Source organism: Catenulispora sp. MAP12-49, from assembly GCF_041262705.1.
GTDB lineage: Bacteria > Actinomycetota > Actinomycetes > Streptomycetales > Catenulisporaceae > Catenulispora.
Genome location: NZ_JBGCCP010000055.1, coordinates 1 through 19,636, shown reverse-complemented (window position 1 = coordinate 19,636; position 19,636 = coordinate 1). Strand labels below are relative to the sequence as shown.

Sequence of the window (19,636 nt, the reverse complement as noted above, 5' to 3'; positions counted from 1 at the left end):
CTCAGCCCTGCCGCGTGAACCGCAGCTTCACGCTGATCTCGCCCTTGGCGGCCATCATGCCGAGCTGGTTCCAGGTCATCCCGAAGTCCGCGCGGGTGTAGGGGATCGTCGCGCTCAGCGTGACGGTGTCGGCGCGCCGGTCGGCGTGCGCGATGAACGTCAGGGGCTTGACGATGTCGCGCACCTTCAGCGTGCCCTGGACCTGCGCCTCGTTGCTGTCCGCGCTGACCGGGCCTATCCGGTCCACCACGAACTGGAACGTCGGGTGCCGCTCGACGTCGAAGAAGTCGCCCGAGCGCAGGTGGGTGTCGCGCTTGGCCAGGCGGGTGTCGAGCGAGGCGGACTCGACGGTGACGACGCCCTCGCCGGTGCCGTCCTCGGCCAGCACCCCCTCGCCGTGCACGGTCTTGAAGACGCCGCGGACCGTGGCCAGGCCCCAGAAGGTCTTGTTCCTGACGGCCACCTCGTGGCCGGAGGGATCGAGGGTCCACTTCTCGCTCATGACGGGCTCCCTGAAAGGTCGTGATGGCCGAGCTGATAGGTAGCACGCTATCTTCTCGCCAGTAATTATCTAACTGGCGAGATAGTAGCTCGGTGACCTATCCTGGTCAACGTGAACGGGACGGATGGGTGCAGCGGGGGAGAAGGGACCTGCCCCTCGATTGCGGACCTGGCGCTGTTGCAGCAGTGGAACCAGCTCCAGGGGGCGTTCCGGCGGCTGAACGGGCGCCTGCTCGACGACGTCGAGGCCAGGACCGGCGTGGCGCCCTCGGCCTTCCAGGCGCTGTGGTACCTGGCGAGCAGCCCGGAGTACACCGCGAAGATGAGCCAGCTCTCGGCGGTCCTCGGCTTCTCCACGGCCGGCACCACCAAGGTCGCCGACCGCCTCGCCGAGGCCGCCATGATCGACCGCGGCCCCTCGGCTGCCGACCGCCGGGTGATCCTGGTGACGCTGACCGAGTACGGGCTGCGGGTCGCGAGCGAGGCGATCCAGACCTTCCTCGGGGCACTGCGTGAGCGCGCGCTGGAGCCGATGGGGGAGGAAGGGTTCGCGGCCCTGGTGAAGTCGGTGGTCGGGCTGGATCCCGGCGGCGGCGGGGAGTGCTGAGCGCGGGGTGCGCGGTCGGTCAGACCGTGACGCCCTGGTCGTGCAGCCAGTGCAACGGGTCCACCAGCGTGCCGTCGGCGGACGTCACCTCGAAGTGAAGGTGCGGACCGGTGGAGTTGCCGGTGGAGCCGAGCCGCCCGACGGTCTGCCCGACCGCGATGTGGCCGCGCGAGACCTCGATCCGCGACATGTGGTTGTACGCGGTGGAGGTGCCGTCGGCGTGCTTCACGACGACGCGCAGTCCGTAGGGCCCGGACCAGCCGGCGGAGACGACCGTTCCGTCGGCGGCCGCCTTGATCGGGGTGCCGTAGGGCGCGGCGAGGTCGAGGCCGGTGTGCTTGCCGCTGCTCCAGTTCGTCCCGCTCGCACCGAAGGTGGCCGTCACGCGCGCGCCGGGGAGCGGTGAGACGTGGGTGGGCTGCGGTGCCGGGGCCGGTGCCGGGGCCGCGGCGGGGGTCGGAGCCGGGGCCGAGGCCGGAGCGGGGGCCGGAGCAGGCGCAGGGACGGGAGCAGGCGCAGCCTCAGGAGCCACAGCCTCAGGAGCCACAGCCGGTATGGCGGCGGCCACAGCTTCCTGCGCCTTGGCGATCGGGATACCGGGATGTGCCCCGGCGGCCGGGGTCGCGACGGCGACCAGCATCAGGGAAAGGCCGGCGCCGACCGCGATGAACAGCGAACGGCGATGGTCGGGCTTGCGGAGGCGTGCGGAAGGCATCCGTCAAACGTAGACAAATAGGGCACTCTGGAGAGTGACATGTATGTCACGTGCTGCTATTCGCACTGGCCAAGCGTTACCTCGAGCGAGCCGCGTGTGAGCGAGCTCGCCCTTACCCCGCGGCCCGAGCCTTCCGCTGTCGCTTCGCCAGCGGCATCAGCGCCATGTCCTCCGCGCTGACCTTCAGCCCCTTGTACCCGTAGCCGTGCTCCGTGAGCCACTGCTCCGCCTTGGCCTGCGCGATCTCGCCGGCGGCGACGATGTCCTCCTCGCGCTCGCCGTGCTCCAGGTACCGGAACGTGAAGAACGGCCGCATCTTCAGGTCGTACGTGAGCTGCCCCTCCGGCGTGAACGCCGCGTTCAGCACATCGTGCTCCGCCGCCTCGGCGAGCAGCGCGGCACGCTGGTCGTCGGTCAGGGCGTCGAAAGAGCCGCGGACCATGACCCGGAAGGTGCGTTCGTCCATGGCGCCGACCCTAAACCGCCGCGGCCGGCGCCACGAGTGGATTTCTGCTCTGCTGGATTTCTACTCTGCGTTGACCATGCTGTGTGCGGCGCGCACAAGGTAGTCCCACAGTTCCGCGGCGTACAGCGGCGGCAGTTCGAGCTCGTCCACCGCCACCCGCATGTGGATCAGCCAGGCGTCACGCGCCGCCGGGTCGACCTTGAACGGGAAGTGGCGCATGCGCAGGCGTGGATGGCCGCGTTGCTCCGAGTATGTGGTGGGCCCGCCCCAATACTGTTCCAGGAACATAAGCAGGCGTTGCTCAGCGGGGCCGAGGTCTTCCTCGGGGTACATCGGCCGCAGTAGTGGGTCGGTCGCCACGCCTTCATAGAAGCGCGCGACCAGCTTCCGGAAGGTCGGCGCGCCGCCGACCGCCTCGTAGAACGTGACGGGTTCCTCGCGATCACTCACACCCCCATTGTCCCACCGCTCGAGGGGCGGGTTCTATGCTGCATGCATGTCGGGGGAGTCAAAAGCGCTGGATACGGGGTTCACGAAAGCCATGGGAACAGTCGATCCCGCAGATCTCGCTATAGAGCACCCCCCTATAGACGACCCACAAGACACCTTCCCGGAGTCCATAGCGGAGCCGCCGAACAAGCTTGCCCGCTATGCGCCGTGGCTTATAGCCGCCGTCTCATTTGTCCTCTATGCGCTGATCTCCATCCTCCGCTACGAACGCCGTGATTCCATGTCCTGGGACCTCGGCATCTTCACCGAAGCAGTCCGCGGCTACGCGCACTTGCAGGCCCCCATGGTGGGTATCCGGGGCCAGAACATGGACCTCCTGGGCGACCACTGGCATCCGATCCTGATGCTCCTGGCACCGTTCTTCCGTGTCTTCCCGACGCCGGTCACGCTTCTGGTGGCGCAGTCCGTGCTCCTCGCCCTGGCCGCCGTCCCGATCACCAGAACCGCGATCGATCTGGTGGGCCGCCATCAGGGATACGCCATAGGCGCCGCCTTCGGCCTGTCCTGGGGCGTCGTCCAGGCCGCGAACTTCGACTTCCATGAGGTGGCTTTCGCGGTCCCCGCCTTAGCGTTCAGCCTCTGTGCCTACATCCGTGCCGAGAACCGCAAGACCATCCTGTGGGCGTTACCGCTGCTGTTCGTCAAGGAAGACCTCGCGCTGCTCGTCCCGATCATCATCGCGATGGTCGTGGCCCGGACGCGCTGCCAGGGCCGCCGCTTCTCCCAAGGGGCGGTCCTCGCCTGCGGCATCGCGATCGGGGCGCTGACGACCTCCCTCCTGGTGAAGATCGTCATACCGCACTTCAACCCGAACGGCGTCTACGAGTACTGGAACGAGGGCGGCTGCCTGGACCCCAAGCTCCACAGCGGCGTTGGCAAGCTGCTCACCTGTGTTCCCCGGCAGTTCGTGAACGGCATCGGCGACAAGGAGCGCACGATGCTGATGACGCTTCTGCCGGTCGCATTCGTCGCGCTGCGCTCCCCGCTGGTCCTGCTCGTCGTGCCCGCGCTGGTGGCCCGCTTCATCAACGTCATGCCGTCCTACTGGGGCACGGACTTCCACTACAGCGTGGTCCCGATGGTCGTGGTCTTCGCCGCCGCGATCCACGGACTGATCCTGATGCGGGAATCCCGGGAACGCGACGCGGCCGACCCCGACGGCTCTCCGGAGCGCGGCACCTGGCTGCGCACCATCGGCGACGCCCAGCTCAAGCACGGGGCCGTCGCCATGCTCGCGATCGCCGCCGCGCTGACGCCGTCCTTCCCGCTGCAGGACCTGCTGCACCACCAGACCTGGTTCCCCGACGCGCGCGCCGAATCCATCAAGCGCGCCGAAGCCACGATCCCGCCCGGCATCACCGTGGAGACCACCGTCGAGATGCTGCCCTCGCTGGCCGCGCGCGACCAGACGCTGTGGATCGGCAACCCGAACATCGTCGTGCCGCCGGACTACGTGGCCTTCGACATCGACCGCACGGGGTGGGAGGGGCAGACCTCGGCGCTGGACTTCGTCCTCTCCCGGCACCCGGGCTACAGCTACCAGGAAGTGTTCGCCGATCGCCAGAACAACGTGTTCGTGTTCAAACGGACTGGCTGAGCGGAGCGGTCGACCGCGTGAGAGGATCGCGTCAGGAGCTTTCGACTGTTGCAAGGAAGAAGGTAGGGACACCCATGGCGACTACGCGCAAGGCCGACACGCACTGGGAGGGCAGCCTCCTCGACGGCAAGGGCAACGTCACGCTGGCCTCGTCGCACAGCGGCACCTTCGATGTGACCTGGGCGTCGCGCGCCACCGAGGCGGCGGAGCAGACCAGCCCCGAAGAGCTGATCGCCGCCGCCCACGCCACCTGCTACTCGATGGCGCTGTCGCACGGCCTGGCCGGCGCCGGCACGCCGCCGCGCAGCGTCGACACCCACGCCGAGGTCGACTTCCAGCCCGGCGAGGGCATCACCGGCATCCGGCTCGTGGTCCGCGCCGACGTGCCGGGCCTGAGCGCCGAGGACTTCCAGACCGCCGCCGAGACCGCCAAGGCGAACTGCCCGGTGTCCAAGGCGCTGGCCGGCGTCCCGTCGATCACGCTGGACGCCGCGCTCGTCTGAGCTGATCAGCCCGCGAATGACTGAGGTCCCTGTCTCGCGACAGGGACCTCAGTCATCTCAGGAGACGGATCCCGGCGAACCGGAGCCCGTACATCGTCCGGGGCTGGAAGGACCGGGGCTAGCGCCGGGCCAGCTCGTCCAGCCCCAGCAGCACCGCCCCGTGGATCGGCCGCTCGGTCGCCACGGTGAGCACCGCCCGCGGCGCCCGAGCGGCGAAGCGCCGCTCGATCCCGGCCGTCAGCAGCGGCTGCCGCGCCCGCAGCACCCCGCCGCCGAGCACCACCTCCACCTCGGAGTCCATCAGCTCCAGCCGGCCCATCGCGGCGAACGCGAACGCGCACACCTCGTCGGCCAGCCGCTCCACGATCGACAGCGCCACCTCGTCGCCGAGCCCGGCGACCTCGAAGATCAGCGGCGCCAGCTCTCCGAACCGGTCGTCGGAGATCCGCCCGAAGTGGATCGACTCCACGAGCTCGGCCATCGACGCGCATCCGAAGTACTCGGCCACGGCCTTGCGCAGCACGGTCGGCGCGCCGCGTCCGTCTTCGGCGCGCACCGCGTACCAGTGCGCGGTCTCGCCGATGCCCGGCCCGCCGCCCCAGTCCCCGGAGACGATGCCTATCGCCGGGAAGCGCGCGTGCGTGCCGTCCGGCGCGATGCCGACGCAGTTCATGCCCGCCCCGCAGACCACGGCCACACCCCAGGGCCGCGACGTCCCCGAGCGCATCAGCGCGAACGAGTCGTTGTCGACGATCGTGCGCTCGGCCCAGCCGCGCGCGGCGAACTCCGCGGTCAGAGCCTCGACCTCGACCGGGAAGTCCGCCCCGGCGACGTAGGCGGCCAGCAGCTCGGCCAGCGGCTCGTCCGCCGCCAGGCCGAGCTCGGCGCGGATCAGCGCCACGCCCTGCCCGGCCGCCGAGACCGCCCCGGCCATGCCGTCCAGGTGCGGCGTGAAACCGCCCACCTGCACGCAGGCCAGGATGGTGCCGTCCGCCGCCGCCAGTGCCACCTCGGTCTTGCTGTTCCCGCCGTCGATCGCCAGGACGGCCGCCCGGGTCACGCCCACGGCAGGAAGTCGCGGTTCTTGGCGACCAGCGAGTCGGCCAGCTTGTCCGCCAGGTCCGCCTGACCGACCAGCGGGTGCGCGAGCAGCGCCGTGCGGACCCGCTCCACGCCGCCCTTGATCGCGGCCTCCACGGCCAGCTCCTCGTAGGCGGAAACGTGTCCGATCAGACCCCGGTACAAGGGCTCGATCGGCGCGCGCAGCGGCGCCGGGCGCACCCCGGAGGCGTCGACGATGGCGGGGACCTCGATCACCGCGTCGTCGGCCAGGAAGGGGAAGGTGCCGGCGTTGCGGACGTTGACCACCAGCTCTTCGCCGAGGTCGCCGTGCAGGGACGCCAGCAGCTCGACCGCGGCCTCGGAGTAGAACGCGCCGCCGCGCTTGGTCAGCGCCTCCGGCTTGGTGTCCAGCGTCGGGTCCGCGTACTGCGCGAGCAGTTCGGCCTCCACCGCCGCGACCGCCTTGGCCCGGTTCTCGCCCTTGGCGACCAGGTCGATCTGCTCCTTGACCACGATGTCGTGGGCGTAGAAGTAGCGCAGGTAGTAGGACGGGATCGCGTTCAGCCTGCCGATCAGCTCGGCCGGCAGCTCGATGTCGTGCGCGATCTCCTCCAGCGACTCGCCGAGGTACTTCGGCAGGAAGTCCTCGCCGTCCAGGTAGAAGCCGCGCTCCCAGGTCAGGTGGTTCAGGCCGACGTGGTCGAGCTTGATCCGCGAGGGCTCCACCCCCAGGTGCGCGGCCGCGCGGCGCTGGAAGCCGATGGCCACGTTGCACAGCCCGACCGCGCGGTGCCCGGCGTCCAGCAGGGCGCGGGTGACGATGCCGACCGGGTTGGTGAAGTCGATGATCCAGGCCTGCGGTGCTATTCGCCGGACCCGCTCGGCGATGTCCAGCACCACCGGGACGGTCCGCAGCGCCTTGGCGAAGCCGCCGGCGCCGGTGGTCTCCTGGCCGACGCAGCAGAACTCCAGCGGGAAGCTCTCGTCCACGTTCCGGATCGCCTGCCCGCCGACCCGCAGCTGGATCAGTACCGCGTCCGCGCCCTCGACACCGGATTCCAGCTCGGTGTGCGTGGTGACGACACCCGGGTGCCCCTGTTTGGCGAAGATGCGGCGGGCCAGGCCGCCGATCAGCTCCACCCTGTCCGCGGCCGGATCGATCAGCGCGAGCTCGGTGAGCGGCAGCGTGTCGCGCAGCCGCGCGAAACCGTCCACCAGCTCCGGGGTGTACGTCGACCCGCCGCCCACAACGGCAAGTTTCATGTCAGGCTCCTGTCCCGGTCCAATAATCCATACGCGAGCTACACCCCGCGGTTGAAGAGGTCTTCGCGCACCGTCCGCAGCGCCGCGTGGATGGCCCCGGCCAGGACCGGGTTGCCTTCCACGGTGGACACCGCGAGCGTCGGGCGGGGTACCGCCACCGCGTGCAGCTCGTGCGTGATCAGGTCTTTGAGGAGGTCGCCGCCGGCGCGCAGGGTGCCGCCGGACAGGACGACGAGCGAGGGGTCCAGGACGGCCAGGACCGGGGCCAGCCCGCGCGCGGCGCGCTGGGCCAGGGTGGTCAGCATCGCCGTGTTGCCGGTCTCCACCGCGCGCCGGACGGCGTCGGAGTGGTCGTCGACGCGGATGCCGTGCTCGCGGGCCAGGTGCAGGACCGCCGGGCGGCCGGCGATGTTCTGGAAGGTGTTCTTCACCGGTTTGGCTGAGCGCATCAGCGGGTCCTGCGGATCCAGGGCGACCGGCATGTAGCCGATCTCGCCGGCCCCGCCGGTCGCGCCGCGCACGAACCGGCCGTCCTGCACGATCGCCAGTCCGATGCCGTTGCCCATCCAGAACACCACGAAGTCGTCGGCGCCGCGGGCCTGGCCCAGGTGCTGCTCGGCGATGGCGGCGAGGTTGACGTCGTTCTCGACTTCGACCCGCACGCCCAGCAGCTCGCGCAGCCGGCCCAGGTTGCCGCCGTGCCAGCCGGGCAGGTCGCGGGCGAAGCCGAGCTGGCCGGTCTGCGGGTGCGGGGCGCCGGGGACGCCGATGACCACGTGCCGGACCGCCTCCGGGGCGACCCCGGCGGCCTCGGCGGCGCCGTGCAGGGCATCGCGCACGCGCTCCACGCTCCCGGCCGCGCTGCGGCCGACCACCGGCACCTCGAACTCGCCGGCCACCTCGCCGGTCAGGTCGGCGACGGCGGCGGTGACCCGGGTGTGGGTGACGTCGACCCCGCCGGCGTGCCCGGCGGAAGGGTTCACGGCGTACAGCTGGGCGCTGGGTCCGGGGCCGCCGGCCGCGGTGCCGGCCGCGACGATCAGGTCGGCGGTCAGCAGCCGGTCGACCAGCTGGCTGGCGGTGGGCTTGGACAGCCCGGTCAGCGCGCCGATGCGGGTGCGGGTCAGCGGACCGTGCTCCAGGAGCAGCTCCAGGGCCGACCGGTCGTTGATCGACCGCAGAAGACGGGGGGTACCGGGGGTGGTGTCAGGATTGGCCACGGCGGCATTCTCCTCCCCGCTTCCCGGTGCCGGTGGGCAACTATTAGGAAAGTTTACTAACGAAAAGGGAGGTTAGCGGTCCCATCCCCGCTCGTCAAGAGTCTTCGCCCCGGGCGGCCTCCCAGCCCGACCACTTCGCGACCGTCACCGTCACCGCCGGGCCCTGCGGCGGGGTCGTGCGGTACTGCGGGTACTTCCGCTGGAACGCGGCCAGTACCTCCGGCGCCAGGGGATCGACGCGGGCGGTGCCGTCGGCTCGGGCCCACCACAGGGCGTTCCAGTCGGCGTCGTAGTGCTCCGCCAATAAGGAGACGTGCGGATTCGCCGCGATGTTCCGCAACCGCTTCAGATCGGTGCTGCGCTTGGGCTTGTGGTCCACCACCAGGGCCAGGCCGGCACCGGCCTCGGCGAAGACTACCGGTACCAGATGAGGGACGCCTGAGGCGTCCGCCGTGGCCAGGATCGCGTGCGGCTGCGCCAGGAAGGCGGCTCTGGCTTGCTCGGGGGTCATGCCTCCGAGGGTAGGCAGGGCCGCCGCTCTTGGACCGGATCCAGAGCGATCGGATCCAGAGCGGAGCTAGAGCGCCGAGATCGACGCCGGTGCGCGTTCGCTGCGGCTCAGCGCGCGCAGGACGCCGGTCGCGCCGTGCCGGCGCAAGGCGATGCGGGACAGCAGGTCCACCACCGTCTCCACGGCGCGGGCCGGGAACTCCGGTGTCGGCAGGCCGACGCTGTACGCGAGGTCGTCGGAGTGGACGATCAGCTCCAGCATCCGGCTGGTGACGAAGTCGTCGAGGGTGATCGACCACGGACCCCAGGTGGGGCGGCGCACCAGGCGGTCCGGCGCGGCCGGCAGGACGGTGCCCAACTCCTCGACGCACGCGGCGACTCGAGCGGCCAGCGCGGCCGGTCCGTCGGCCGCCTCCTGCTCGCCGCCGGACCGGATGGCCTGGTTGAACGGCGTGTCGAGGTCCGAGCCGATCCAGCTGACCCGTTCGTAGTACTCGTGGATCGAGATGGCGGGCTCGGCGGGCAGCGGCTCGGCCAGCACCGCGGGGATGAAGAAGACCTGCCCGGCCAGGTGGCCCGCCAGCCCCTGGACACTGAGCTTCGCCAAGGCCGAGGGCTGGTCCCAGCCCTCTGCGACCTCTGGCGCGGCCAACAGCTTCGCCGCTGTGTCCGCCACGCTCAGGTAGAGATCCCTCGCCTGTGTCACCGTGCTGTCCCCAATCGCCGCCGCCGGGTGTCTGTGTGTCTGTGTGTCTGTGTGTCTGTGCGGTGAACCTCGCGGCGACGGAGATGCATTCCCGTTCAGGGCAGATCAGGGCGGTTCAGAGCAGTTCAGAGCAGTTCAGAGCAGCCCCTGGGCCATCGCCTTCGTCACCGCGGCGGTGCGGTCGTCCACGCCGAGCTTGCCGAACACCCGGACCAGGTGGGTCTTCACGGTGGCCTCGCTGATGAACAGCTCGCGGCCGATCTCGGCGTTCGCCAGGCCGCGGGCGACCAGGGCCAGGACCTCGCGTTCGCGCGGGGTCAGCGGCTGCGCGGCGGGCGTGCGCATGCGGTTGACCAGTTTGGCGGCCACCGCCGGGGCCAGGACCGTCTCGCCGCGGGCGGCCAGCCGCACCGCCTCGGCCAGGTCCGCGCGCGGGGTGTCCTTCAGCAGGTAGCCGGTCGCCCCGGCCTCGACCGCCCGGACGATGTCGGCGTCGGTGTCGTAGGTGGTCAGGATCAGCACCTTGACGGCCGGGGCCGCGGCGGCCAGCCGGGCGGTGGCCTCGACGCCGTCCACCCCGGCCATGCGCAGGTCCATCAGCACCACGTCCGGCGCCAGCTCCAGGGCCAGCCGCACGGCCTCGGCCCCGTCGGCGGCCTCGGCCACCACGTCCAGGTCCGGTTCGGCGGCCAGCATGCCGGTCAGGCCGGCGCGGACCACCGGGTGGTCGTCCACGATCAGGACCCGGAGATTCCCGTCCCGCTCACTCATAGGGCACCTCCGCCTCGACGCGCGTCCCGGCTCCGGGCGCGCTGGTGATCGTCAGCTCGCCGCCGACCTGCTCGACACGCTCGCGCATGGAGCGCATCCCGAAGCCGCCGCACGGCGCCTCCGGCATCCCGACGCCGTCGTCCTCGACGGCCAGCGTCAGCCGGTCGGCGCCGTAGGTCAGCCACACCGTGGCCGACGCCGCCCGCGCGTGCTTGCGGACGTTGGCCAGCGCCTCCTGCGCCACCCGCAGCGTCACGACCTGCACGGTGGCGGTCAGCGTCCGCGGGGTCCCGCCGATGTCGACGGCGGTGGCCATTCCCAGTTCCTCGCCGATCCGGGCCGCCGCACGCCGCAGCGCGGCGTCCAGCGGGAGCCCGGCGGTCGGGTCGCCGCCGATGAGGGCCCTGGCCTCGGCCAGGTTCTCCCGCGCGGTGCGGGCCGCCAGGTCCAGGCGCTCCCGGGTGGTGCCTGGGTCGGTGTCCAGCGTCGCCTCGGCGGCCTGGATCAGCATCAGCAGGCTGGTGAAGCCCTGCGCCAGGGTGTCGTGGATCTCCCGGGCCAGCCGCTCGCGCTCCTCGCGCACCCCGGCCTCGTGGTGGGCCCGTTCCAGCTCCGCCCGGGTGGCCTCCAGCTCCCGGATCAGCGCGCCGCGGCGGTCGTGGTCGTTCAGCATCTCGCCGAAGAAGACCCCGATGAACAGGTTGAAGAACAGCGCGCCCCCGGCCGTCAGCCCCCAGGCGACCACGCTGCCGCCGCTCAGGCCGTCCTGCAGGGCGATCGGCAGGGTCAGCACCGCCGAGGCCCCGGCCAGGGCCAGGAGGCCCCGCATCCGGAAGCCGGTCAGCGGCGAGAACTGCGACAGGACGACGCTGGCCATGAAGACCAGACTGGGGTCCCCCCACACGACGGCGAAGCACAGCGAGCACACGATCGCCAGGTGGTAGTACACGGCGCGCGGGCTGCCGCGGTCGAGCAGCCAGCGGTGCTGGAGCAGCAGGTAGGACGCCGACATCCCGGCCAGCGCGAAGTACAGCCAGACCGGCTTGTGCTCGATGGCGACCAGCAGGACCCCGATGGCCAGGCCGAAGTGCCATCCGATGGCCCACCACCGCGCGATGCGCTTCCAGGACGCGAAGGAGTCGCGGGCGTCCTGGGCGATGGTGTCGCTGACGACGGGCGCGCCGACAGCTGCGCCGACAGTTGCGCCGGCGGCCGGGCCGCCGGACTCCGGGACATCGGATGCGGAGCTGTCGGCTGCCGGGCTCCCGGACGCCGGGACAGCTGACGCAGGGCCGCCGGCCGGGCCCGCGGACCCGGCCGGCGCGTCGGGCTCGATCACCCGTCGTCCCTTCCCCGCCACGTGAACGTCTTCAGGCACAGGAGCAAGCCGATCACACACCAGGCCGCCAGCACCAGGGCAAGCCGTCCGTGTTCCCAGGACCCGGCCGGTTCGGCGTACTTGAACGAGTCCGGCAGGAACACCGAGCGCATCCCCTGGCACAGCCACTTGATGGGGAACGCCGCCCCGACCTCCTGGACCGCCTTGGGCAGCTGCGAGAACAAGATGAACACCCCCGAGATGAACTGCAACACCATGATCGGCAGCCAGACGATCGCGCCGCCGTTCTCCGAGCGGATGAGCCCGCTCATCCCGATCCCGAGCAGGCTGCAGGCGGTACAGCCGAGGAGCAGCACCCAGGCGAAGGTGAACCAGCGCTCCGGCGACGTCGGCAGACTCAGCCCCATCACCGTCACCCCGACCAGCAGCATCACCGCGACCTGGGCGAGCGTCGCGGCCAGCACCGAGGCCACCTTGCCCAGGAAGTACGACGCGGCCGGCATCGGCGTGGTCCGCAGCCGCTTGAGCGCCTTCGTGTGGCGTTCCCCGGCCACCTGGTACGCCAGGTTCTGCAGCGCGCCGTTGATGACGCACATGCCGATCATCCCGGTCGCGTAGACCTGCTGGTACGTCGCGTCCGTCCCCTCGATCCGCCCCCGGAAGATCGACCCGAACAGCAGCAGCATCACCACCGGCACCGCGAAGGTGTAGATCAGCAGCCCGGTGTTGCGGGTCAGCTGCACCACCTCCACGACCATCCGCACCCGGCCGATCCGCCACACCTCGCGCAGCGTGGCGCGCTGTCGTTCCCAGGCCTCAGCCGTCCCCTCCGCGGCCCCCGCCGTCTCGACTGGCTGCCCTGTTGTCTGCCCTGTCGCCATCGCGCTCATCGCGAACTCCCCTCCTGCGCCCCGATCAGCCGTGCCCCGATCAGATCCAGATAGATGTCCTCCAGCGACGGCCGCACCACCGACAGCCCCGGGATCTCGCCCCGGAACAGCGTCGACAGCTCCGCGACGAAGCGTGTCGGCTCCGAGGTGCGCTGCTCGCGGCGGCGGCCGTCCTCCTCCTCCCAGGTCACGATCGCCTCGGCCCGGTCCCGGCCGCCGAGCCGGTCCGGCGCGTCCACCTCGACCAGCCGGCCCTCGGCCAGCACGCCGACCCGGTCGGCCAGGGCCTCGGCCTCCTCCAGGTAGTGCGTGGTGAGCAGGATGGTGGTCCCGGCGGTGCGCAGCGAGCCGATCAGCTCCCAGAACTGGCGGCGCGCGGCCGGGTCGAACCCGGTCGTCGGCTCGTCCAGGAACAGCAGCTCCGGGTCCCCGACGATGCCGAGCGCCACGTCCAGCCGCCGACGCTGCCCGCCGGACAGCCGTGAGGTGAGGGTCCGGGTCTGCTCGGTGAGCCCGACCGCCGCGATCACCTCGTCCGGGTCGCGGGGGGCCGGGTAGTAGGCGCCGAACTGCCGCACGGCCTCCCCGACCCGCAGCATCGTGAAGTCCTTGGCCTCCTGCAGCACGACCCCGATCCGGGCCCGCCACCGGTGGTCCGCCCGGGCCGGGTCCACGCCCAGCACCGACACCTCGCCCCCGTCGCGCCCCCGCAGCCCTTCCAGGATCTCCACGGCGGTGCTCTTGCCCGCGCCGTTCGGTCCCAGCAGCGCGAAGATCTCGCCGGCGGCGACCTCCAGATCGACGCCGGCGAGCGCCGCGGCGTCCCCGTAGTTCTTGCGCAGTCCCCTGACGCGCAGTGCTGTGGTCATGCCTCCACAGTGCCCGCCGGAGCGGTGCGGGCATGAGGTGCTACCGGTTGAATCCGGGGGTCAACCGGTCGATGGACCCTTCAGGAGTTGGGCCCTGTTTGAGCAGGAAGGGCGTCCTCGAGGCTGCTCCCGGCGCCGGTCGCGCTCGCGGCGGGCAGGCCGACCTTCACCCCGGCCTCGTCGAAGGCCGTGAGCAGCCGCGAGCGCAGCTCCCGCGCGACCTCGGAGCTGGTGCGCGGGGCGGTGCGCATGCTGACGCGCATCATCATGTGGTCGCCCTCGATGGACTCGATGCCGGCGATGGTCGGCGCCTCGGACAGGAAGCTGGCCTTCCACATCGGGTCCTCGAACAGCTGGTGCGCGGTCTCGACCATGATGTCGCTGACCCGCGAGGGGTTCTCGGTGTAGGAGACCGGGACGTCCACGATGGCGCGCGCGTGCCCCTGCGACTGGTTGCCGATCCGCTTGATCGTGCCGTTGCGCACGTACCAGACCACCCCGTCGGGGTCGCGCAGCTGCGTGATCCGCAGGCCCACGTCCTCCACGGTGCCCTTGGCGACGCCGGCGTCGATGAAGTCGCCGACCCCGTACTGGTCCTCCATGATCATGAAGATCCCGGCCAGCAGGTCGGTCACCACGTCGCGGGCGCCGAAGCCGACCGCCACCGACAGCCCGCCCACCGAGGCCAGCAGCGGCCCGGTGGGGATGTGCAGCTGCTGGATGACCATCAGCGCCGCGATGATCATGATGGTCACGCTGGCGATGCTGCCCAGCACGCCGCCGAGGGCGCGGGTGCGCTGCATCCGCCGCTCGGCGCCCATCAGGAGCCCGGACTCCAGGAAGCGCCCCGGCTTGGACTCGGCGCGCATCGCGGCCTTCTCGATGGTCCGGCGGATGAAGGTGCGCGTGACCTTCCGCAGGATCATCGCCACGACGATGATCGACACGATCGTGACGGCGTCGGAGACGATCACGCTGGTGTGGTCGCTGAACCAGTTGCCCACGTGTTCCGCCTTAGTGCTCAGCGATCCCGTGGGATCGGTCGACGGAGCGCTGGAAGAGCCGGCGCCAGGCGCGGACGACGGCTTGTGCGCTGCGGTGATCACGACTGCTGCGGACACTTGGTTCAGGGCCTCACGGACTCATTCGAATGGCGTACGAAAACATCGCCACATTAGAGGATCCCAGCGTGCGGAAAAACCTCGCTCGCGACGAGTTCCAGCTGGTCCAGGTCGTCGAGGTCGAAAGTGCGCAGGTAGACGCGCCGGGTTCCGACCGCGTGATATTCGCCAAGTTTTTCGAGAAGTTGACCCGGCGTCAGCCGCAGCACCATCTGGTTCGCGGCGGTCTTGCGGGCTATCGCCTCGGCGCGCCGCTCGATCTCCGCCCCGGTCCGTCCGCAGGCCACGACCATGGTCACGGACAGGGTCAGGGTGTCAGGATCGCGCCCGACCGCCTCGCAGGCTTCCCGCACTCGGACATAGCTGTCCGCGACTTGGTCCGAGGGCCGGAAGTTCGAGTTGAACTCGGAGGCGTAGGTCGCGGCCAGGCGCGGGGTGCGCTGCGGGCCCCGGCCGCCGACGATGATCGGCGGATGCGGGCGCTGCGCGGGCTTGGGGAGCGCGGGGGAGTCGGTGAGCTCGTAGTGCTCGCCCTTGAACGAGTACGTCTGTCCGGCCGGCGTGCTCCAGAGCCCCTTGACGATCTGGAGCTGCTCCTCGAGCCGGCCGAACCTGCGCTCTGGGAACGGGATCCCGTACGCAGCGTGTTCGGCCGCGTCCCAACCGGTGCCCAGGCCCAGCTCGACCCGGCCGCCCGACATCTGGTCCACCTGCGCGACCTGGATCGCCAGCGGCCCGGGGAGCCGGAACGTCGCCGGCGTCACCAGCGAGCCCAGGCGTATCCGCCGCGTCTCCCGCGCGAGTCCGGCCAGCGTCGTCCAGCAGTCGGTGGGACCCGGCAGCCCGTCGGCGGCCCCGCCGGCCCGGTAGTGGTCGGAGCGGAAGAAACCGTCGTAGCCGAGGTCTTCGGCGGCGCGGGCGACCCGCAGCAGGGTGTCGTAGGAGGCACCCTGCTGCGGCTCCGTGAGTACTCGAAGATCCATAGGGGTCAGACTGGCACGCCCGCCGACGTCACTTCCAGTCCCAGCTCCGCGGCCATGAAGCCCCACATGTCCGCGTACACGCCCACCGTCTTGGAGACGCTGCGGGCGGCGTGGCCGGCCTCGCGCTCCGCGCGGAACAGCACCGGCCGCCGCGTGATCGGCGCCGAGGTGGCGTGCTGGAGGGCGGCCGCGAGCTTGCGGGCGTGCAGCGGGTCGACGCGGCTGTCGCTATCGAAGACGGCGAACAGGGTGGCCGGGTAGGCGGTGCCTTCGTGCACATTGTGATACGGCGAGTAAGCGATCAGCCAACCGAACTGCTCGGGGTCCTCGGCGGTGCCGAATTCCTCGTTCCACGTGACGCCGAGGCCGTGCTGCTCGTAGCGGATCATGTCCAGCAGCGGCGCCCAGCACACCACCGCCGCGTACTTCTCAGGATGCTGGGTCAGTGCCGCGCCGACCAGCAGCCCGCCGTTGGAGCCGCCGAAGATCCCGAGCTGCGCACGGGTGGTCACGCCATGGTCGACCAGCCAGTCGCCGGCGGCGTGGAAGTCGTCGAAGACGTTCTGCTTGTTCGCCATCATCCCGGCGCGGTGCCACTCCTCGCCTTCCTCGGAGCCGCCGCGCAGGTTCGCGATCGCGTAGGTGCCGCCGGCGTTGACCCAGGCCAGGATCCGCGGGCTGTAGACCGGGGTCATGGGGATGTTGAAGCCGCCGTAGCCGTAGAGGATGGTCGGCTTCGGGCCCTCCTCGCCCTCCTCGCCCTCCTTGCCATCCTCGCCGCCCTCGATGACGAACATCCGGACCGCGGTGCCGTCCTTGGAGGTGTACGTGACCTGCCGCGTGCGGACCTGCGGGAGCTCCACCTCGGCCGGCGGCCGCTCCCACACGGTGCTCAGGCCGGTGCGCGCGTCGAAGTGGTGGATCTCCAGCGGAGTCGTGTAGTCGGTGTAGCCGAACCAGAGCTCGTGGCCGCCCTCGGGGCGGGTGCTCAGCCCGGCCAGCGTGCCCAGACCCGGCAGCGGGATCTCGCCGACCTTCTCGCCGGTGCGGGCGTCGTGCAGCGCCAGCTCGCCGACCGCGTGCCGGGTGCGGGCCACGACCAGCAGCGGGCGCTCCAGCTCCGGACCGTCCAGCAGCGCGTAGGAGTCCAGGACCGCGTCCGGGTCCTCGGGAACCAGATCGCGCCAGTTCTCATAGGCGAGCTCGCCCGCCGGGGCCACGCAGATCCGGCCGCGCGGGGCGTCCCGGTCGGTCCACAGCAGGACGCTGCCGGCCAGCGGGGAGCCGGCGTCGCAGATCTCGACCGAGGTCTGGTTGTCCAGGCCGGCCTGGACCGGGACCAGCGCCGGGCTCTCGTGCGAGCTCGCGGTCAGGTCGGCGACGTAGACGTCGTTGCGCGGCGCGGTCCCGGCGTGGGTGTCGATCTCCAGCCAGCGGCCGTCGCGGGTCACCGAGACCCCGAAGTAGCTGGTCTTCGGCGTGCCGGCGCCGAAGATCTCGACGTCCTCGACGTCCGGGTCGGTCCCCACCTTGTGGAGGTGTACGCGCCGGTGGAACTGCCGTTCCCCCTCGGGGACGGTGTCGGGGTGCGGCTTGCGGACGTAGTAGTAGGCCTCGCCGCCGGGCAGCCAGCCCACCGGCGAGTACCGGGTGCGGGCGATCGGGCCCTCGAGGCGTTCCAGGGTGTCGACGTCGAGCACGTAGAGGACCGACTCCTCGGTCCCGGCCTCCGAGATCAGGTAGGCGAGGCGGTCGCCCTCCTTCGACGGCTGCCAGCCGTCCAGCGTCGTGGTGCCGGACGGATCCAGCGCCACCGGGTCGACCAGCACCCGCTCGGTGCCGTCGGCCTCGATCACGAGCAGCGCCGCGTGCTCCTGGCCCGGCAGCCGCCGCGTCAGGAAGCGGCGTCCGCCGCGCCAGGCCGGCGCCGAGACGTCGCCGGTGCCCATCAACGCGGCCAGCCGCGCGGCGAATCCGGAGGTGGCCGGCCAGCCCGCGCGGGCCTCGGCGAACAGCGAGTCCTGGGCCGCGACCCAGGCTTCGGTCCGCGGGTCCTTCGGGTCCTCCAGCCAGCGGTAAGGGTCGCGGACGTCGCGGCCATGCAGGTGATCGGCCACAGTCAGACGTTCAGCCTGCGGGTATGCAAAGGACGACATGCCTCAGAAGACTATGTGTTGTAGTCGATCTGCGTTAACCCTCTCGTGACACATGATTTTGAAGATGTGCGTGAAATCTGGTAGCGCGGGAACCACAACAGCGGACAGACTGGATCTACCCGTGAACCGATCCGCGGATACGCACTCCGACGTGCGCTGATGTGTCAGCTGAGGCATCAGCCGTACGCCGGGTGCGCTGCAAGCGGGCCGGGAACGTTAGCTCCGGCGCGAGCCACGCGTCGGACTCGGTCAGGAGGCCACCAGTGCCGCACGCACTTCTTTTGAACGCTTCATATGAGCCGTTATGCGTCGTGAGCCAACGCCGCGCAGTGGTTCTGATCCTCAGCGACAAGGCCGTCACCCTTGAGGGATCCGGCGACCTGCTCCACGCGGCCACCTGGTCGATGCCCGCGCCCTCGGTGATCCGGCTCACCCGCTACATCAAGGTGCCGAACCGCCGGGCGGTGCCCCTGACACGCCGTGCCATCTTCGCTCGCGACGGCGGCCGGTGTGTCTACTGCGACGCGCCCGCGACCAGCATCGACCATGTGATCCCGCGTTCGCGCGGCGGACAGCACGCCTGGGACAACGTCGTCTCGGCCTGCCGCCGCTGCAACCACGTGAAGGCGGACCGTCCGCTGCCGGACCTGGGGTGGCGCATGCGCCGGGCCCCGGCACAGCCGGCCGGTTCGGCTTGGCGGATCTTGTCCTCAGGAAGACAGGACCCGCGCTGGTCGCCTTATCTGGAGGCGTATGGCGGGGAGCCCAAAGGGCACGGGGTGGACGGAGCCTTCGCGGCCGCCTGACCTGATTCTCTTCAGCCCCAACCGCACAGGGCCGCCCTCGGTTCGCCGGGGGCGGCCCCTGCTTTTCCAGCGTGAGACCACGTCAGATACCGTGGAGACGTGAAACCACCGACCACCCCCGAAGCGCGGACGCGCCGGGCGTTGCGTACGGCGACCCTCGGCTCGCTGGCGGCGGTGCCCCTGCTGCTGGCGTCCCCGGCGTTCGCCCTGCACAGGGACGCGGGCGACGACCCGGGCCCCGGCATGTCCGCCGTCGCCACCATCCTCGTGTACATCGGCATCCCGGCCTCGATCTTCTGCATCATCGCGCTGCTGGTGCTCGCCCCCTCGATCGCCCGCGGCAACCGCTACCGGCCGCACCAGCTCAGCTGGTGGGCCGCGCCGGTCTGGTTCGGCGGCCCGCGCGACGAGCACGGCGAGTCCGGCCGGCGCGCGCTGACCGGCACCTCGCTCAAGGAGCTCACGGCCTTCTCCGAGGCCCAGACCGAGGGAGGCGCCAGTGCCCGCTGGTGACGCTTTCAGCGCCCGTCAGGAGCAGGACATCGCCAAGGCGATCGCCACCGCCGAGCAGCAGACCGGCCTGAAGTTCTCGGTCTACATCGGCTCCGTCGAGGGCGACCTGCACGCCCAGTCGGTGCGGCTGCACCGGCAGCTGGCCGAGGCCGACAACGCTGTGCTGGTCGTCGTCGACCCGCGCCGCAACCAGCTGCAGATCGTGACCGGCGTGGACGCCAAGCGCCGCGTCGACGACCGCGCCGCCGGTCTGGCCGCGGCCGCCATGGCCTCCACGTTCGCGCTCGGCGACCTCGCCGGCGGGATCGTCAACGGCCTGGGGTCGCTGATGGAGCACGCGATGAAGGCGCCGGTGCTTCACGGTTCGCAGCCGTAACCGCACAAAACTCCGCACAGCAAAGCGGCCCGGGCGATGTCCGCCCGGGCCGCTTCAGTTTGTGCGCCCAGCATGGGCGGTTGTTTGGGGGTGGAAGTCCCCTGGAGGAGGAGGCGGTCCTAACTCCGAGCCGGAGGCAAGGGCGTCATCGT

At 70.9% G+C, this 19,636-nt stretch carries 22 protein-coding genes; 6 read left to right on the top strand and 16 right to left on the bottom strand.

The window, feature by feature from the left end:
* Position 1 precedes the first annotated feature (1 nt).
* Positions 2 to 502, bottom strand: coding sequence for a YceI family protein (locus tag ABIA35_RS46285; RefSeq protein ID WP_370347038.1), 501 nt, complete (start codon positions 500 to 502; stop codon positions 2 to 4).
* A 111-nt stretch (positions 503 to 613) separates the two neighbouring features.
* On the opposite strand from ABIA35_RS46285, the gene ABIA35_RS46280 reads away from it, so the two are divergent.
* Positions 614 to 1,108, top strand: coding sequence for a MarR family winged helix-turn-helix transcriptional regulator (locus tag ABIA35_RS46280; protein WP_370362250.1), 495 nt, complete (start codon positions 614 to 616; stop codon positions 1,106 to 1,108).
* A 19-nt stretch (positions 1,109 to 1,127) separates the two neighbouring features.
* On the opposite strand, the gene ABIA35_RS46275 is transcribed toward ABIA35_RS46280, so the two are convergent.
* From ABIA35_RS46275 to ABIA35_RS46265, 3 genes are all read right to left on the bottom strand, one after another.
* Positions 1,128 to 1,823, bottom strand: a complete 696-nt coding sequence (locus tag ABIA35_RS46275) for a M23 family metallopeptidase (RefSeq protein WP_370362249.1) — start codon at positions 1,821 to 1,823, stop codon at positions 1,128 to 1,130.
* Between the two features lie 112 nt (positions 1,824 to 1,935).
* The gene (locus ABIA35_RS46270; protein WP_370347044.1) at positions 1,936 to 2,289 is read right to left on the bottom strand and encodes a DUF6204 family protein; all 354 of its coding nucleotides are present in this window, start codon (positions 2,287 to 2,289) and stop codon (positions 1,936 to 1,938) included.
* Positions 2,290 to 2,349: 60 nt separating this feature from the next.
* On the bottom strand, positions 2,350 to 2,739 hold the full coding sequence (locus ABIA35_RS46265; protein ID WP_370347046.1) for a globin: 390 nt from the start codon (positions 2,737 to 2,739) through the stop codon (positions 2,350 to 2,352).
* A gap of 91 nt (positions 2,740 to 2,830) precedes the next feature.
* On the opposite strand from ABIA35_RS46265, the gene ABIA35_RS46260 reads away from it, so the two are divergent.
* Together ABIA35_RS46260 and ABIA35_RS46255 are read left to right on the top strand one after the other, a co-directional pair.
* Positions 2,831 to 4,396 carry a DUF2079 domain-containing protein gene (locus ABIA35_RS46260; protein ID WP_370347048.1) on the top strand — a complete coding sequence of 522 codons (1,566 nt, stop codon included), beginning with the start codon at positions 2,831 to 2,833 and terminating at the stop codon, positions 4,394 to 4,396.
* A 74-nt stretch (positions 4,397 to 4,470) separates the two neighbouring features.
* The gene (locus ABIA35_RS46255) at positions 4,471 to 4,899 is read left to right on the top strand and encodes an OsmC family peroxiredoxin (protein WP_370347051.1); all 429 of its coding nucleotides are present in this window, start codon (positions 4,471 to 4,473) and stop codon (positions 4,897 to 4,899) included.
* A 118-nt stretch (positions 4,900 to 5,017) separates the two neighbouring features.
* On the opposite strand, the gene ABIA35_RS46250 is transcribed toward ABIA35_RS46255, so the two are convergent.
* From ABIA35_RS46250 to ABIA35_RS46195, 12 genes are all read right to left on the bottom strand, one after another.
* Positions 5,018 to 5,965, bottom strand: coding sequence for an N-acetylglucosamine kinase (locus ABIA35_RS46250; RefSeq protein ID WP_370347053.1), 948 nt, complete (start codon positions 5,963 to 5,965; stop codon positions 5,018 to 5,020).
* Positions 5,956 to 7,224, bottom strand: a complete 1,269-nt coding sequence (locus ABIA35_RS46245) for a 6-phospho-beta-glucosidase (protein ID WP_370347055.1) — start codon at positions 7,222 to 7,224, stop codon at positions 5,956 to 5,958. Before ABIA35_RS46245 ends, ABIA35_RS46250 begins: the two co-directional genes overlap by 10 nt.
* A gap of 38 nt (positions 7,225 to 7,262) precedes the next feature.
* Complete coding sequence (locus ABIA35_RS46240; protein ID WP_370362248.1) at positions 7,263 to 8,444, bottom strand: ROK family protein; 1,182 nt, start codon at positions 8,442 to 8,444, stop codon at positions 7,263 to 7,265.
* 94 nt (positions 8,445 to 8,538) lie between these two features.
* Complete coding sequence (locus tag ABIA35_RS46235; protein WP_370362247.1) at positions 8,539 to 8,955, bottom strand: TIGR03668 family PPOX class F420-dependent oxidoreductase; 417 nt, start codon at positions 8,953 to 8,955, stop codon at positions 8,539 to 8,541.
* A 66-nt stretch (positions 8,956 to 9,021) separates the two neighbouring features.
* The gene (locus tag ABIA35_RS46230; protein WP_370362246.1) at positions 9,022 to 9,660 is read right to left on the bottom strand and encodes a maleylpyruvate isomerase N-terminal domain-containing protein; all 639 of its coding nucleotides are present in this window, start codon (positions 9,658 to 9,660) and stop codon (positions 9,022 to 9,024) included.
* A gap of 135 nt (positions 9,661 to 9,795) precedes the next feature.
* Complete coding sequence (locus tag ABIA35_RS46225) at positions 9,796 to 10,431, bottom strand: response regulator (protein WP_370362245.1); 636 nt, start codon at positions 10,429 to 10,431, stop codon at positions 9,796 to 9,798.
* Positions 10,424 to 11,770: a sensor histidine kinase gene (locus ABIA35_RS46220; protein ID WP_370362244.1), complete on the bottom strand. Its 1,347-nt coding sequence runs from the start codon at positions 11,768 to 11,770 to the stop codon at positions 10,424 to 10,426. Before ABIA35_RS46220 ends, ABIA35_RS46225 begins: the two co-directional genes overlap by 8 nt.
* Positions 11,767 to 12,660, bottom strand: a complete 894-nt coding sequence (locus ABIA35_RS46215; protein ID WP_370362243.1) for an ABC transporter permease — start codon at positions 12,658 to 12,660, stop codon at positions 11,767 to 11,769. The genes ABIA35_RS46220 and ABIA35_RS46215 overlap by 4 nt, the downstream gene beginning before the upstream one ends.
* Entirely contained in the window at positions 12,657 to 13,529 is an 873-nt protein-coding gene (locus ABIA35_RS46210) for an ABC transporter ATP-binding protein (RefSeq protein ID WP_370347069.1), read from the bottom strand. Before ABIA35_RS46210 ends, ABIA35_RS46215 begins: the two co-directional genes overlap by 4 nt.
* 80 nt (positions 13,530 to 13,609) lie before the next feature.
* The gene (locus ABIA35_RS46205; RefSeq protein WP_370347071.1) at positions 13,610 to 14,533 is read right to left on the bottom strand and encodes a mechanosensitive ion channel family protein; all 924 of its coding nucleotides are present in this window, start codon (positions 14,531 to 14,533) and stop codon (positions 13,610 to 13,612) included.
* Positions 14,534 to 14,703: 170 nt separating this feature from the next.
* Positions 14,704 to 15,633, bottom strand: coding sequence for an LLM class F420-dependent oxidoreductase (locus tag ABIA35_RS46200; protein ID WP_370347073.1), 930 nt, complete (start codon positions 15,631 to 15,633; stop codon positions 14,704 to 14,706).
* Positions 15,634 to 15,638: 5 nt separating this feature from the next.
* Positions 15,639 to 17,789, bottom strand: coding sequence for a prolyl oligopeptidase family protein (locus ABIA35_RS46195; protein WP_370347076.1), 2,151 nt, complete (start codon positions 17,787 to 17,789; stop codon positions 15,639 to 15,641).
* A gap of 263 nt (positions 17,790 to 18,052) precedes the next feature.
* Here ABIA35_RS46195 and ABIA35_RS46190 point away from each other — a divergent pair, with 263 nt between their 5' ends.
* The 3 genes from ABIA35_RS46190 to ABIA35_RS46180 all read left to right on the top strand — a co-directional run bounded on the left by ABIA35_RS46190 (position 18,053) and on the right by ABIA35_RS46180 (position 19,484).
* The gene (locus tag ABIA35_RS46190) at positions 18,053 to 18,595 is read left to right on the top strand and encodes an HNH endonuclease (RefSeq protein ID WP_370347078.1); all 543 of its coding nucleotides are present in this window, start codon (positions 18,053 to 18,055) and stop codon (positions 18,593 to 18,595) included.
* Between the two features lie 99 nt (positions 18,596 to 18,694).
* Positions 18,695 to 19,108, top strand: a complete 414-nt coding sequence (locus tag ABIA35_RS46185; RefSeq protein WP_370347080.1) for a hypothetical protein — start codon at positions 18,695 to 18,697, stop codon at positions 19,106 to 19,108.
* Complete coding sequence (locus ABIA35_RS46180) at positions 19,095 to 19,484, top strand: DUF5130 family protein (RefSeq protein ID WP_370347082.1); 390 nt, start codon at positions 19,095 to 19,097, stop codon at positions 19,482 to 19,484. The genes ABIA35_RS46185 and ABIA35_RS46180 overlap by 14 nt, the downstream gene beginning before the upstream one ends.
* Positions 19,485 to 19,636: the final 152 nt, after the last annotated feature.

Bases quoted from the DNA above. Each gene is read 5' to 3' on its own strand.
- ABIA35_RS46285 (WP_370347038.1), bottom strand. From the start codon at position 502: ATGAGCGAGAAGTGGACCCTCGATCCCTCCGGCCACGAGGTGGCCGTC.
- ABIA35_RS46275 (WP_370362249.1), bottom strand. From the start codon at position 1,823: ATGCCTTCCGCACGCCTCCGCAAGCCCGACCATCGCCGTTCGCTGTTC.
- ABIA35_RS46270 (WP_370347044.1), bottom strand. From the start codon at position 2,289: ATGGACGAACGCACCTTCCGGGTCATGGTCCGCGGCTCTTTCGACGCC.
- ABIA35_RS46260 (WP_370347048.1), top strand. From the start codon at position 2,831: ATGGGAACAGTCGATCCCGCAGATCTCGCTATAGAGCACCCCCCTATA.
- ABIA35_RS46255 (WP_370347051.1), top strand. From the start codon at position 4,471: ATGGCGACTACGCGCAAGGCCGACACGCACTGGGAGGGCAGCCTCCTC.
- ABIA35_RS46245 (WP_370347055.1), bottom strand. From the start codon at position 7,224: ATGAAACTTGCCGTTGTGGGCGGCGGGTCGACGTACACCCCGGAGCTG.
- ABIA35_RS46235 (WP_370362247.1), bottom strand. From the start codon at position 8,955: ATGACCCCCGAGCAAGCCAGAGCCGCCTTCCTGGCGCAGCCGCACGCG.
- ABIA35_RS46225 (WP_370362245.1), bottom strand. From the start codon at position 10,431: ATGAGTGAGCGGGACGGGAATCTCCGGGTCCTGATCGTGGACGACCAC.
- ABIA35_RS46215 (WP_370362243.1), bottom strand. From the start codon at position 12,660: ATGAGCGCGATGGCGACAGGGCAGACAACAGGGCAGCCAGTCGAGACG.
- ABIA35_RS46210 (WP_370347069.1), bottom strand. From the start codon at position 13,529: ATGACCACAGCACTGCGCGTCAGGGGACTGCGCAAGAACTACGGGGAC.
- ABIA35_RS46200 (WP_370347073.1), bottom strand. From the start codon at position 15,633: ATGGATCTTCGAGTACTCACGGAGCCGCAGCAGGGTGCCTCCTACGAC.
- ABIA35_RS46195 (WP_370347076.1), bottom strand. From the start codon at position 17,789: ATGTCGTCCTTTGCATACCCGCAGGCTGAACGTCTGACTGTGGCCGAT.